Source organism: Candidatus Tisiphia endosymbiont of Temnostethus pusillus (assembly GCF_964264675.1).
Lineage (GTDB): Bacteria > Pseudomonadota > Alphaproteobacteria > Rickettsiales > Rickettsiaceae > Tisiphia.
Genome location: NZ_OZ183472.1, coordinates 410,427 through 423,983 on the forward strand (window position 1 = coordinate 410,427; position 13,557 = coordinate 423,983).

General features: G+C 30.6%; 14 protein-coding genes and 1 pseudogene. 4 read left to right on the forward strand and 11 right to left on the reverse strand.

Annotation, left to right across the window (positions count from 1 at the left end):
- Positions 1–66: 66 nt before the first annotated feature.
- The 4 genes from ACFEL2_RS02060 to ACFEL2_RS02075 form a co-directional block, all read right to left on the reverse strand.
- Complete coding sequence (locus tag ACFEL2_RS02060) at positions 67–1,710, reverse strand: glycosyltransferase (protein WP_341751242.1); 1,644 nt, start codon at positions 1,708–1,710, stop codon at positions 67–69.
- A gap of 118 nt (positions 1,711–1,828) precedes the next feature.
- The gene (locus ACFEL2_RS02065; RefSeq protein WP_341751241.1) at positions 1,829–2,935 is read right to left on the reverse strand and encodes a glycosyltransferase family 4 protein; all 1,107 of its coding nucleotides are present in this window, start codon (positions 2,933–2,935) and stop codon (positions 1,829–1,831) included.
- Positions 2,923–4,023 carry a non-hydrolyzing UDP-N-acetylglucosamine 2-epimerase gene (gene wecB / locus ACFEL2_RS02070; RefSeq protein ID WP_375332133.1) on the reverse strand — a complete coding sequence of 367 codons (1,101 nt, stop codon included), beginning with the start codon at positions 4,021–4,023 and terminating at the stop codon, positions 2,923–2,925. The genes ACFEL2_RS02065 and wecB overlap by 13 nt, the downstream gene beginning before the upstream one ends.
- Positions 4,024–4,031: 8 nt before the next feature.
- Complete coding sequence (locus ACFEL2_RS02075; RefSeq protein ID WP_375332134.1) at positions 4,032–5,207, reverse strand: nucleotide sugar dehydrogenase; 1,176 nt, start codon at positions 5,205–5,207, stop codon at positions 4,032–4,034.
- A 358-nt stretch (positions 5,208–5,565) separates the two neighbouring features.
- Here ACFEL2_RS02075 and ACFEL2_RS02080 point away from each other — a divergent pair, with 358 nt between their 5' ends.
- Both ACFEL2_RS02080 and ACFEL2_RS02085 read left to right on the forward strand, forming a co-directional pair.
- A complete protein-coding gene (locus ACFEL2_RS02080) occupies positions 5,566–5,949 on the forward strand; it encodes a transposase (RefSeq protein ID WP_341751238.1) in 384 nt (127 codons plus the stop codon).
- Between the two features lie 83 nt (positions 5,950–6,032).
- A complete protein-coding gene (locus ACFEL2_RS02085) occupies positions 6,033–7,028 on the forward strand; it encodes an IS481 family transposase (RefSeq protein WP_341751237.1) in 996 nt (331 codons plus the stop codon).
- 145 nt (positions 7,029–7,173) lie between these two features.
- Here ACFEL2_RS02085 and ACFEL2_RS02090 read toward each other — a convergent pair whose 3' ends face one another.
- From ACFEL2_RS02090 to ACFEL2_RS02105, 4 genes and pseudogenes are all read right to left on the reverse strand, one after another.
- Entirely contained in the window at positions 7,174–7,596 is a 423-nt protein-coding gene (locus ACFEL2_RS02090) for a HEPN domain-containing protein (RefSeq protein ID WP_375332359.1), read from the reverse strand.
- 15 nt (positions 7,597–7,611) lie between these two features.
- A complete protein-coding gene (locus ACFEL2_RS02095) occupies positions 7,612–7,857 on the reverse strand; it encodes a hypothetical protein (RefSeq protein ID WP_341751235.1) in 246 nt (81 codons plus the stop codon).
- 69 nt (positions 7,858–7,926) lie between these two features.
- Positions 7,927–8,061, reverse strand: a complete 135-nt coding sequence (locus tag ACFEL2_RS02100) for a hypothetical protein (RefSeq protein ID WP_341751234.1) — start codon at positions 8,059–8,061, stop codon at positions 7,927–7,929.
- Positions 8,062–8,309: 248 nt separating this feature from the next.
- Positions 8,310–8,640, reverse strand: a pseudogene (locus tag ACFEL2_RS02105) (transposase family protein); the annotation flags it as partial.
- Positions 8,641–8,760: 120 nt separating this feature from the next.
- Here ACFEL2_RS02105 and ACFEL2_RS02110 point away from each other — a divergent pair.
- Complete coding sequence (locus ACFEL2_RS02110) at positions 8,761–9,585, forward strand: transposase (RefSeq protein ID WP_341751233.1); 825 nt, start codon at positions 8,761–8,763, stop codon at positions 9,583–9,585.
- Between the two features lies 1 nt (position 9,586).
- Here the strand turns inward: ACFEL2_RS02110 and ACFEL2_RS02115 are convergent, their stop codons facing one another.
- Positions 9,587–10,183 (reverse strand): helix-turn-helix transcriptional regulator, encoded by a 597-nt coding sequence (locus tag ACFEL2_RS02115; protein WP_341751232.1) that lies wholly within the window; start codon positions 10,181–10,183, stop codon positions 9,587–9,589.
- Between the two features lie 1,449 nt (positions 10,184–11,632).
- Between ACFEL2_RS02115 and ACFEL2_RS02120 the strand changes: the two genes are divergently transcribed.
- Positions 11,633–12,184, forward strand: a complete 552-nt coding sequence (locus ACFEL2_RS02120; protein ID WP_341751231.1) for a hypothetical protein — start codon at positions 11,633–11,635, stop codon at positions 12,182–12,184.
- Between the two features lie 307 nt (positions 12,185–12,491).
- Here the strand turns inward: ACFEL2_RS02120 and ACFEL2_RS02125 are convergent, their stop codons facing one another.
- Both ACFEL2_RS02125 and ACFEL2_RS02130 read right to left on the reverse strand, forming a co-directional pair.
- Complete coding sequence (locus ACFEL2_RS02125; protein ID WP_341751230.1) at positions 12,492–12,617, reverse strand: hypothetical protein; 126 nt, start codon at positions 12,615–12,617, stop codon at positions 12,492–12,494.
- Entirely contained in the window at positions 12,614–13,480 is an 867-nt protein-coding gene (locus ACFEL2_RS02130) for an Rpn family recombination-promoting nuclease/putative transposase (protein WP_341751229.1), read from the reverse strand. The genes ACFEL2_RS02125 and ACFEL2_RS02130 overlap by 4 nt, the downstream gene beginning before the upstream one ends.
- Positions 13,481–13,557 lie beyond the last annotated feature (77 nt).

The following is a 13,557-nucleotide window of genomic DNA, read 5'->3' on the forward strand; positions in this document are numbered from 1 at the left end:
TTATTAAGTTACTAATTTTTTTGATACCTTATAATAGAGTTCTTGTGTAATTAAACGATCGTTTAATTACACAAGAACTCTATTAATAGTTTTAACAAACTTTCCACCAAAGTAAGTTAAAAATTCTTTATCGTATTCACTATCTCCAAATGCTTCAACTGTTCCAGACCAACTAATATGATTTAAAAGTCTATGAATTGCACGTAATTTTGAGGACTGCCAATTAGCTACAAAAGCTATTTCTTGATAAATTTCAACATGCAAATCAAAAATATCTAGTAATAAACTTATTGGCATAGACATTTGCACAACTTGTTTTGACACAGTTATCTTCCTTGCTTCTGGAACTAAGGATTGTAACTTTTTAATATCTTTCAAATCAATTGGGGTAATAAATAGTATATTACCTTCACCGTCAGCAATTACAGCACCGCTATAGGCTATAATCCAATCTACTTTTAGATTGTTCTGTCTAATCTCTTTAAGCAAATCATTAAGTGAACGTGCACTACATATAATTTTTGTTGAAAATTGCTGGAATTTTGACATGCATTTTTTTGTTCTTTCATAATCATTTTTATGAAAAAGTGTACCGTCAAAATCACTTATAGCTACAGCTTTTTTATTATGAATTTTTGCTACAAGTAACCTCTCAAGTATTTTTTCACTATAAAGTTTACCAATTTCAAGCGACATTTCTGATAGTTTAGGTAGATTATTAAGCACTTCTTCAATAGCATCTAGTGCTTCATTATTATTACTTACGAACTTAGCATAAGGTAAATCTGATAAGAATTCAGCGGCAGCATTATTTTGTATTCTTGCTATATTCGGTATACCAGAAGCAAGAGTTTCAAAGATTGAGCGACCAAAGGTTTCACAAGTTGAGGTAGAGATATGAATGTGTGAATCTTCAATAGCCGATGCAAGTTTAGCTGGAGGTATATAGCCGGTTAATTCTATAATGTTATCAAGTCCCAATTTTTTAATTTTATTCTTAACCGCATTATAATATTCCTGATTTTGAACTGGTCCAATGATACGGAGTGTTGCCTCAGAGAATCTGTTTTTCACTTTAGCAAATAAATCTATTAATCCAAGAGTATTTTTTTGAGGCTTGATGCTACCTAAACTACAAAATACCGGTAGTTTATTAAAAAAACGAATTTTAGGTATAAGTAAACTTGTATCTACACCTCTTGGAACTACTTGAATCTTTCGTTTCGAAACTGCATAAAATTCTATTAATTGCTTTTTTTCCAAGTAACTTGGTGTTAAGACATTTTGAGTATTAGCTAGAGTCAAAAACTCCATTTCTGTATATTTGGATGGCACGTTTTCGCTAGATGCTTGGTAAGAAGGCGTCAAAAACATAGGGAAAGTCCATGTTTTTATCTCTTCCCGTAATTTAATATCAATAAACCCAAATTGCATTGATATATGGATAAAAATTATATGAGTAAATTGCTGTTCAACAGATTTTACTTTTTTTGCAATAAACTCAGCATTAGCAAGCCTTTTTTCAAACCGATTATCCAAATTCACAGGATAATCAAAACTCCAAGTTGCTGACGAATTGGTTTGTCCACCAAATTGCATTATGCTTAAGCAGTTTTTAAAACCTCTTTTTAGGGTATCTACCAACCTAGCTCCACCATCACGTTGAGTTTTATCAGGACTAAATTTTTCTGTAACTAATAATATTTTCATGTTTAGATACACCTTTACTTTTAGGATTTGGTAACAAAAGATTTACTTTATTCTGTATGTAAATACTTACAAAAATCATTGATTAAACAAAATATGTTGGTAAAAGAAATTTTTATATCTAAACCCTTATCGGGTTAGATATATCCTTAAATAATTCTTCATAACCTTTAAAAATTTTTAACCAACAAAATTTATCGTCCAAAGGCTTTCTAACTTGAGGATATTTTAAAATCTGTTCAACCTGATTAACTATTTGTTGAAAATCATTGAAGTTAACCAGTAATCCACGATCGGCTGTAATAACCTCTGGCAAAGCACCACTGTTACCAGCTATTATAAAAGTTCCTGCTGTTAAAGCCTCTAAAATAGAACGTCCCATTCCTTCTGAATGAATATATGAACCACCGGGAACTTCTGTTACTTTATCACAACTTAATTGCATGTAAATATCTGCATTGATAATCTCTTCACATATTTTTTCATTTTCGAGTACTCCAAGAAATTCTACAACTGAACTCAGATCATTCTTATCTACTAGTCCTTTTATTTGTTCAAGTAAAGGACCTTCCCCGGCTAACCTCAACTTAAAGCTATAGCCTCTTAACACTAACTCATGAACCAAAGATATCATTAAAGAATGATTTTTATATGGAACAAAACGAGCGGCACAGAAGATAGTAAAAGGTTTATTATCTAAAATCCTAGCTGCCTTTAATGCAGATATATTTACTCCACCTACAAAACGTTTAAAAGGACATTTTATACCAATTTTACTTAAACGATTTTCCGTGTAAGTAGAATTGGTTATTAATAAATCTACAGTATCATTTAAAATATCAACCCAATATGATCGCCGCATAATATATTCTGACATTTTTCCACTAATCAAAGAAGCTTTCAAAATTTCATTACCACCTGTACGGTATATAAATTTAGTTTTTGGGAATATATTACGAAGTTGTTTAAGATCTTCTATCCATCGCCCACTATTAAAAAATATAATAACTGGATTAAATACATTATCTAATTTATTTAAATTTATTGGTTTAGTTTCTTTGTTTAATATAATACAATCTTGCCCTTCAGCATTTTTTGTAATTATACTCAAAATAGGAAACCTAGAATGAGTAGTGAAATATTCTGTAAAATATTTGGCATGCATTTCCATGCCACCGATTAATGGAGGAAGACGATCAGCAAAAAATAGAATACCTAACTTTTGCATATAGTTTCTTTTTTAAATTCTTGTTCCAAGATATTAACTATCTTCTCTGCTGCGTAACCATCCCCATAAGGAAAATGCACTCTTGACATTGCAGCCAGCAAATTTGGATTTTTTAATAAATTATTGCAATTCTTTATAATATTAACTGATTTTGTTCCTACTAATATACCTGTATTAGCTTCAATTACTTCTAATCTTTCAGTTGTATCTCTAATAATGAGTACAGGCTTTCCAATAAATGTTACTTCTTCTTGTATCCCTCCAGAATCAGTTATTACAAAAAGACATTCTTTTAGCAATTTAATAAATAGAATATGATCTATTGGTGAAACTAAATCAATATTATCTATATCTGATAATAACTTCTTCACAGCCTTACTTATAGAAGGATTAGGATGTAAACAAAATATTATTTTTATATCTAAAAACCGTTTAGAAATATTATGTAAAGCTTTACAAACTTCCTTTAGCACTTCACCATGATTTTCTCTTCTATGAATTGTGACTAAGATAAATTTTGATTTATAATCTGTTTCCAATCTATATAATTTGTTATTAACAAGTCTTACTGCATCTATGGATGTATTACCTACTACCCAAATTTTATCAACTTGTACCCCTTCTTTGATAAGATTGATTTTTGCTTGATTGGTTGGCGTAAAAAAATAAGTACTAAGTTTATCTATAAAACATCTATGTACTTCCTCAGGCCATGGTGAATATATATTACCTGTCCTCAAACCTGCTTCAATATGTGCTAATGGTATACGCAAATAGAAACTAGCAAGGGCTGCTACAAAAGCTGTTGTAGTATCTCCTTGAACAATAATTAAATTTGGTCTTGATTTTTCTAATATATTACTAAATTGTGATAACATATGCACTGCACTTTGGCAAAGAGAACCATTACTTTCTATAGGTTCAAATTGATAACTGACTTTAATGTTCATATCTAAAAGCAAAGAATCAAGTAAAGATGTATGTTGTCCGGTTATACATATCTCATTCTTAAAATACTTATTATCCTTAAAAGCTGTAATAACAGGGGCAAGTTTTATCGCCTCAGGTCGTGTCCCTATTACTGTCATTACTGTTTTCATTTTATAAATACTCCGGTAAAATCAAGAAAAATTTTTTCATGAAACAAATGGTTAGATATATCCAAAAATTCATTGTGAGCAACTAACACAACCACCATATCTGCTTTTATTAGTAAATAATTTATTGATTTTATATTTTTAACATATGGATCAAAATCAATAACATCAAATTCTTGTTTAAGAGTCTCAGTTATTATGATAGCCGGTGATTGTCTAGTGTCAGGTACATTAGGTTTATAAGTTAGACCTAAACAAGCTATGGTTCTAACATTATTTTCTTTTGCTACTTTATTTATTTTCTGAATTACCCAATTAGTTTTATTGATATTAACTTCCCTTGCTTTTAGTGTTAACTGGGCAAATCTAGGTGCTGCATTTGCTAAAAAGTACGGGTCTATAGCTATACAATGACCACCCACACCTGGACTTGGTTGTAAAATATTTACACGAGGATGCTTGTTCGCTAACCAAATCAATTCATTTATGTTTATATTAATATGATCAGCAATCATAGATAACTCATTAGCATAAGCAATGTTAATATCACGATAGGTATTTTCTGCAAGCTTAACTGCTTCTGCTGTTTTTGAATCAGTAACTTCTATCCCACCATGAATAAATGATCTATAAAAATCAGATGCTCGTATCCCAGATTGTCTGTCTATTCCCCCTATAACCCTATCATTATGTATTAATTCATTAAGAATATTACTAGGTAATATTCTTTCTGGACAATAAGCTACACATATATTAGCACAAACAGCTCGAAGTTGTTTAGCCATTATCTCGGTTGTTCCTATCGGGCATGTTGATTCAATAAGAACCAAATTATCAGTTCTAAGATAAGGTGTAATAGATTCAATTGCTGCATTTACATAAGAGATATCTGGTTTGTTTTCTAAATTTAAAGGAGTTTGTACAGTAATTATATAAATATCGGAATGTTCAATCTTTGTAGATATTTTGATATTCCCATCATGCATTCCTTTTATAAATAAATCTTTTACTTCTGCTTCAAAAGTAATATGATTAGTTGTATTTATTCTCAATATTACCTTTTCATCAATATCTACCCCGAGAACTGAATAGCCTGAATTTGCTAAAACACAAGCAATAGGAAAACCTATATATCCTAACCCTATAATACAAACTTTTTTATCCATTTTACTCATAATTTTGGCTTAAACTGTCATTTGCAAAATTATTTTACACTATTTATGCAACATTAAATTGCACTTATTAAACTCTCTAGGTTCTATGAACAAAATGTGTGATAGTATTCGTTTTCCAAAGACATAAGGACTACCAAGAATGAGTACTGGTATAAGATACTTTTCTTTTTGAAAACTTTATATTACACCGTCAAGTTAAATGATAAGTAATTTATATTAAGACTAATTAATAATTTTACTAGTGATAATAAGAAAAATAATATAGAAAATTGTAAGAATAAGTTTTTAGTTGTAACAATATCACGCTACAAGTATAAATAATCTGATAGAAAGGAGAGAAATTAAAAAGAAATCAGAATTGACAAGAGAGAAGAAAAAAGAACCATTCAGTCAATCCCGGAAACATTCCAAATATAAAATTATCAACTGGTCAGAATATAATTACTTTTTACGCAATAGAGGTCGTATAGATTTTATGATGGCCAGCAATTTAGCTGAAGGTTGGTATGATGATCAGGACAAGAAGAGAAAGCGTGGAAGACCTAGACGTTATAGTGATACAGCGATATTGAGATGTTTAGAAATTAGATGTTTATTTGGGCTTAAGTTACGGCAAACTCAGGGTCTATCAGAAAGATTGTGTAAGTATGATGTCAGAGTTAGTCCATCTTTGATCGACATTTGCCCATTTTTGGTCAGTTGTGTGATTTATAGACCTTGTTACAACAGAAATGTAAGATAAAATAGTATCTAATTATTAAAAAACTTGATTACTACAACTTGTTATAATAGGAATTAAGTTAGGGACTTACAAGGTCATTTGTAATGGATGCTAAGATTAAGTTGCGTTTGAGTTGGATTAAGTTATATAAACAGTTAGAGCATGCAGGAAAGGTATGCGAACATTATGGTATTTCACGCTTTACATTACGCAAGTGGTATAAACGCTATGAAGTATTAGGTAAAAATGGTTTGTGTGATATTAGTAGTAAGCCCAAAAATTTTCCTTTTCAAAAAAGAAGTGAAGTTGATGAAAATCTTATACTTAAGTTAAGGAAAGAAAGGAATCTAGGATCACGACGCATTCATAGTGAATTAAAGCGTTTATATGGTATCTCATTTTCTACAGCTACTATACATAAAGTGCTTAAAAAACATAATATAGCTCCGTTGAATTTAAAACGTCATTATCGTAAACAGATTAAACGTTATAGTTCTAAGATTCTAGGAGAAAGGGTGCAAATGGACGTTTGTAAAATCGCTAATAATTTATACCAATATACTGCCATAGACGATTGCACTAGGTATAAGGTATTGGCTTTATATAATCGGCGTACTGCTACAAATACTGTAACTTTTTTGGAGCAGGTTATAGAACGTATGCCTTTTCCTATACAACGTCTACAAACTGATAGAGGTCAGGAATTTTTTGCTTATGTGGTACAAGAATATTTGCAGAAGAAGAAGGTCAGGTTTCGCCCTATCAAACCATTATCTCCTCACTTGAATGGTAAGGTAGAAAGATCACAAAGAACAGATTTAGACGAATTTTATAGTAGCACTGATCCTAAGGAACAAGAGCTTCAGAGTAAGCTTATGATTTGGGAAGAGTATTATAATAAGCATCGATCGCATAGTTCTCTGCATGGTAGAACTCCATGGGAGAAATATAAAGAACTCGGACATACTATTCCTTCTATAGAAGAAGTACATAAAAGTTATGATTCTTCAAAAGAAACTTTTGCTATACAGAATTACAAGTATGACCAAAAATTTAAATCTGCTATTAAACAAAAAAATATATTACGTACTAAAAGATAAGTCGTAATTTTATCTTACATTTCTGTTGTAACAAGGTCTATAAATCACACATATAATAATTCATAACAACAAAACTACTATATCCCAATACCCTCAAACTTATAGGTCATCGCGTTTATAGACTTACTTTGTCTATTTAAGGGGCTTAAATTATCTCTTTATTAATCCTTTCCAAGCAAATTTTTTCCGTCACTGTTTTTAATTTTTTAACTCTATCAATAAGGTAAAGTAGCTGTTCTTTAGTTATCTTATAATCTTTGTTATAGCGAGCTTCAATATAAGCCTGTTCAAGTAATCTAAAACATTGCCTTTGTTCAATGCTGGAATGAGGAAATATTTGCCATAATTCTTCGTTGTAATTTCCGGCTATACTACCTAATTTTCTGATGTCGTGTAACTTTGGCTTATAGTCAGAAAAAACTAACAGGATAGCATTATAAAAACTTTCGGTAGCTTGGTGAAGGTAAAAAGTAGATAAAGCATAATTTCCCCTTCTCAATGGATAGTTACAATCTATAAAAAATTCTTTCCCACTTGTAAACCAATACTCATAATCTTTTTTAGCTATTTGTCTTCTTTCTTGCTATGGTAAGTTTTTAGCTTCCGCCAGCTGAAACTCACCGCTATCATATAAAAGAATTCCTTCTTTTTTTATATCAGAAAAGAAATAATGTCCCTTCTCTAACTGACTATTTACCGTCTTGATTGATTCTAGCACTAAAGTTACCCATAACTCAAAAGGACTTCTTAATGATTTTTTTTCTAACCTTTTCTCTATTTTATCTTCTATTGCTAACCCAGCAAGACCGGCATGTTCGCCTTTCTTCATGATTAACATAATATCGAGATCACTTTGATAGCTATAGGTAATGTGACCTTTTTTATACTCATCTTGTACTCAATCTCCTCTAGCGTAAGAGCCAAATAAAATAATCATCGCAATCTTGTGCTTTGATACAGCGAGAATTTCTTTGACGATATTATCAAGTCTTTCTTGAATTATCAGGGAGCGTTCAGGTAAAACAGTTTTCATATATTTGTAATGTAGCTATCTATAATGTAGATTACTACAATCGGCATAGATATTGCAAAAAGAATTTTGCAAATTCACCTATTATACAAGAAATCTTTTCTATAATATTTAAGATTTCATTTAAGTACCGTGATATTGTTGCAAGCAAAACATGATATTTCTTGGTGCAATAGATACCTTTTTAATTGCATCAATATTAGACCTCTTTTGAAACTGGTTAACGTAGTTCAAAATATATAAATACTAGAGATCATGAACCGTTTTATCATACCAATAACGTTTTCATTCACAACTCTTCTTCCTGCTAACCTACGATTATTCTTTTTATCATTTGTAGTTAAAGGATTTTTCTTGCTTTTTTTCTTTGGTAATTCAGAATTATTGTGAATTTTTTGTATACCTTGATATCCTGTATCAGTAATCGCTTTAACCTTAGGATGGATAAGAATTTTGGATTCCTTAAATAATCTAAAGTTATGTTTCTTACCGTTAGAAAAATTTGTACATATTACTTGTAGGACTCTCAGTAGCATCAATCAAGACTACTTCATAATTCATATCACTCTTCATTAGACTTCTTTCGAAACTCTACTTCTGCTGGTGATTTGGACAATGATGCGGTACTCGAATCCGTAACGGGACTGTTGCGAGAAAAGGATAAGAGAGGTATAATAAACAAAAAACAAAGTAGGTTTAGTAATGTCATTAAGTCAAGTAACGCTGGTGAGTTTAGAAGAATTAGTAAGTGAGGAACATCAATATAGGAAATTCAAAGAGTTATTTAATTTTAATAAAATTCAAGCTGAATTAACATCTGTCGAAGCAGCAAGCAATTATAAAGGTTATGGGGTTGAAAGATTATTTAAGTGTTTACTACTGCAGTTTATGGAAGACTTAAGTGACCGGGAGCTTGAGAGATATTTAAGTGATAGTAATGCAGCTAAGTGGTTTTGCGAATTTGATCTTAGAGAAGCTACCCCTGATCACAGTGTTTTTAGTAAGCTAAGGAAGAAGATAGGTACAAGTAAGCTCTCCGAGATATTTAGTATTTTCAGAGAACAGCTAAGATCAAAAGGCTATATGAGTGAAGTTTTTACTTTTGTGGATGCATCGCACTTAATCTCCAAAGCTAATCTTTGGGAAGAGAGAGATAAAGCTAGAAGAAAGAGATACGAGAAACTTAATAACGAAGTTTTACCTAAGATTGCTCATGATAAGCAAGCAAGACTTGGCTGTAAAGGTGGTAATAAGTTTTGGTATGGCTATAAAAAGCATGTTAGCGTTGATATGCAATCTAGCTTAATAAATAAGGTTGCTATCAGCCAAGCTAAGAAGAAGAATAACATGAAGGATAAGAACTTTGATTTAGACAAATACTATACTAGGTTGAGAGTACCTTATGAAAGAGTTTTCTCGCAGGATAATAAACGTGTACGCTATCTTGGCATAGCCAAGAATCAATTTGCAGCTTTTATGAATGCAATTTGCTTCAATTTAAAAAGATTGTGTATATTAACCAACTGAACTAAGGGAGTATTTTACCTTTCTCCTCAAAAAAATAGAAATCATATGTTTTGATGAAAAAGATAGCGGCAGACCTATAAGCGTGGGTGCTGCTAAAACCTATAAGACAAACTTTATGACAGACTCTATTATCTTGCGATAATATCCTTAAGATACACTCGTTACCTAAGTTAGTAAGTTCATTATCTGTCTTTAACACCACCTCTACACTAGATAATTTTAGGTATTTTATTATATACTCTAATATTTCATTCTCTTCATAATCAATTACACATGATTTCTTTACTCGACTGAATAAGTGTGATAATTTTTTTATTTGTTCTTCGAAAGCACTAGTAATAATTAAGTCAAGATAACGTTGTTTAATTAATAGTAATTCATTTGAATTTTCTATAAAATCTTTAATCCTCTCTTGAGAATTTAATGATGTCTTTAATAGAATGTTTTGTATATGTCCTTCAACTGTTCTTGGGGAAATATCTAATATAACAGCAATTTTTTTTGTGCCTCTAATATTGATAATACATGATATTACATCTATCTCTCTCGAAGTAAATGGAATATCATTTATTGATTTTATATTTTGGAAATATATCATAGGTTTTTCTCCTCTATACTACCCCCGTTTTGTATGTGTTTTAGTAGGTTACCTCTAATTGATTCTTATATTTTCTTGTATAGCAATTATCTTTTAACTGTTGTCGTTGTTGTAGGGGACTCGGGATAGTCCAAATCTCCCTACTCTCTTGATCCAAAACTTGAATTATAGGAACTCGCTAATTGACCTGCTCTTGAGATCACATTAAATGGTAATAGTGAGGTGTGATTATCGCTCACAATCTTCTAAGAGAAGTAATAATAAAAAAAGTCTTCTTTATATGTCTTAGAAACATACACTATAAAGAGATCACCACTAGTGACTATTCTTTGGCATTTTATCTTTGTTCCATATTCTCTATCACTTGCGACATAAATTGGATGAAACAAGGTTAAAGTATTATTACTAACATCTTTCTCTGACTTTATCCTAGACAACCAAGTTCTATCAATAAATTAAGTTTTTAGCTCTATCCTCACTTTGTACTCCAATAAATTTTTATCTAAATCTTGAGTATTTATTATTGTTTTCTAATTTTTATTTTCTATCTTGAGTTTAGTGCATAAAAGAGTTAAAAGGGAAATTATATTTTCCTTTAGTAAGAATATATTATAAACAAAATGTTTAATTATTTGTTTAAATGCTATTAACGCGAATTGCCAATTAATTATACTGGCAAAAGTTATATTTAAAGTTGATCCATGTAAGGTTCGATACTGAAACATTTTTAATACAAACATATTTCTAAAAAATATAGTTTTTATTGAGTGTTTTATATGTTACAAATTAACCTCAAACGTTCATAAAACCTAGCTCCGCTCTTATAAATTAATTGGCAACTCGCATTATTAGATAAGGGAAAAAGTAATAAAAGATTCTTTTGTGGAGTTTCCCCTTACCTAGGGGATTATAGCCAAACATTGTCCTGTTTATTTTTTACTATATTGTAAACTAACAATTAATTATGAAATTTATGATGTCTCAACTTCTTTAGTAAGCAAATATCTTATCAATGCATTAACCACGTATTGCTGCTCTGAGCTACAAATTCTTAACATTTTGTTTGGTATTTCCAAGAAACAGCTAGCTAACATATTGATTTCCAAGCATTTTTTACTTTTTTTCTTCCATTATGAACTTGATAGCACTACATCAAGTGTTAGCTCTAAAATAAATTAGTTAATGCCTTATACTACTATAAATTAAGCCACTCATTAGTATTATATTATTTAATTCATAGTTTAAGTAATGACAACGCAATAAATTTTTTAATTGCGACACTATTGTGAAGTTATACTATCGTCTACCAACTCTTGAAATCATAGTAGTATACGCCTATGTTGTGTATCCATTTTTCATATTTATAAAAAAATTATCAATGTAGCAATTGATAAAAATAACAATATAACTATATGTATAGGATCATTACAATTAGTAATAGAATTATATATGATTCATGGATTACAGATAACATACCCTCTGTTAATTACTATAATAATAGCTCTTGTAGCAAAATTATTAACGTACAAAAAAGATTTGCGTGAGGAGAAAGAGAGGTTTTGGCAATTTTTCCTTCATATCAAAAGCCTTAATTCATTAATTGTTAGTAATTTACAAGCCCATCATTTCAATCCACCACTGACGTTAATCGAGGAAGTTATAGATTATTTCAAATTAGAAGATATTCTACTTGTAAGACATAGTGATTTGCAACAAAATTGCATAACCACTGTAGGCAGGGGGTTACCATTAGAGAAGTTACAAGAAATTATGTCAGCTTATTATGAGAAGCAAGGTACTATGAAATTAGAGCATGTCCCTGTCATTTTAGACTTTTTTCATCAAAATTATGGAGAGTGCCTGTTATATATATTCCCTCCACAAGAAATTGAACAAGAAAGTATTATATGTATTCAGCGACGAGCTAACTTCATTACAAATAATACAGCTCTTGAGCTAGGTACTATCCTTAATTACTTGAAACTTTTCTTAAGAAATTAGAATACCTATAACTCAGCTTATCTTTCAGCCAATATAGGGTGTTGGTAAACAAGTTTAAGATATTAGTATATTCATCCTTGCTTAGTAATATTTTCGGTCGGGCTTTTAATTGAATTTGAGTATTTTGCTCTTTGGAAGTGATGTCGGTATGGTTGTTTGTCTGTATAATTACAGGCTGAGCTGTATTATTGCTTGCTAGCTCAGCATTATTGTTAACGCTAGGTGTTTGGCTCGAGTTATATTTGTCTTTAATCTTAATATTGGTCTATTATACATAATATATCATTGGTAAGCGATATAGATGGAATTATCTAGAAGATTTTAGTTTTTGGATTTCTTCAATACTTAAACCAGTAACTTTGGCAATATATTCACACGTGGCATTTTCTGCCAATAATTTTATAGCAGTAACAGTTTGAGGATCGTAAGTCATGATTTTAGATTTCCTATTTGAGATTTACTTAACTTAGTGTATTTAATAATTTTTTCCATCGGCTCATTGTTTAATAGCATTTCTTTTGCTATAGCTATTATACCTTCCTCTCTACCTTCCTCTCTACCTTTTTCCAGTTGTTTTTTCAGAGTATTAGCTTCGATACGCAGCCATTTAAGATGGTCTTCATAGGCCTCTCTTTCTTCGTCAGTAAAGTTCATAACATCTAACACTGTTAGAGCTTTTTTTAAGGCAACATTGTCTAATTCTTTAGGTAAATTATCTTTGTTAAGTAGGTCATGTCTTGTTAGAAAAGCTGTCCACATGTCTAGAGAGTTTTTTACTTTTTTCAGTATATCAGGTAATTCCTCATAAGAATTATCAGTAAACTTATTAAGCTCAATAGTATGTAATTCGAGGTCCTTGAAATATAACAAGCCACTATCTTTTTCGACTATATGGAAAACATTGTGATATTTAGTTACATTCGGAATAGAAGTAAAGTTTAGAATATGAATACCAATGGCTTTGCTTAGGGTAGAATAGTCCTGAGCTACCTTTAATTGCTCGGTATATAATTTAGCCCAATAATATAAAGCTCGCTTATCATAATCAGCTTCATCGCTAATTTGAATTTCAATATTGAACCTTTTGCCATCAACGGATTTGGCTTTAACATCTAATATTGAGAGTTTATCACTCTTAAAGCTTTTTGGATTATATGGATTAAGCAGCGTTAGTTCTGCCACTTGATCTTCCTTAGATACAATTGAATTAATCAAGGATATCAGCAAGTCCTTATTCTCTTCAACACCAAAGATTTTCTTAAATGCCAAATCAACTCGAGGAGTTATTTTATCCATATATGCTATTAGTAGTTATCAATTCTAAAGCTAGTATAGCACAGAAATTATAAAGCACTAAGTAATATAATGTGAAA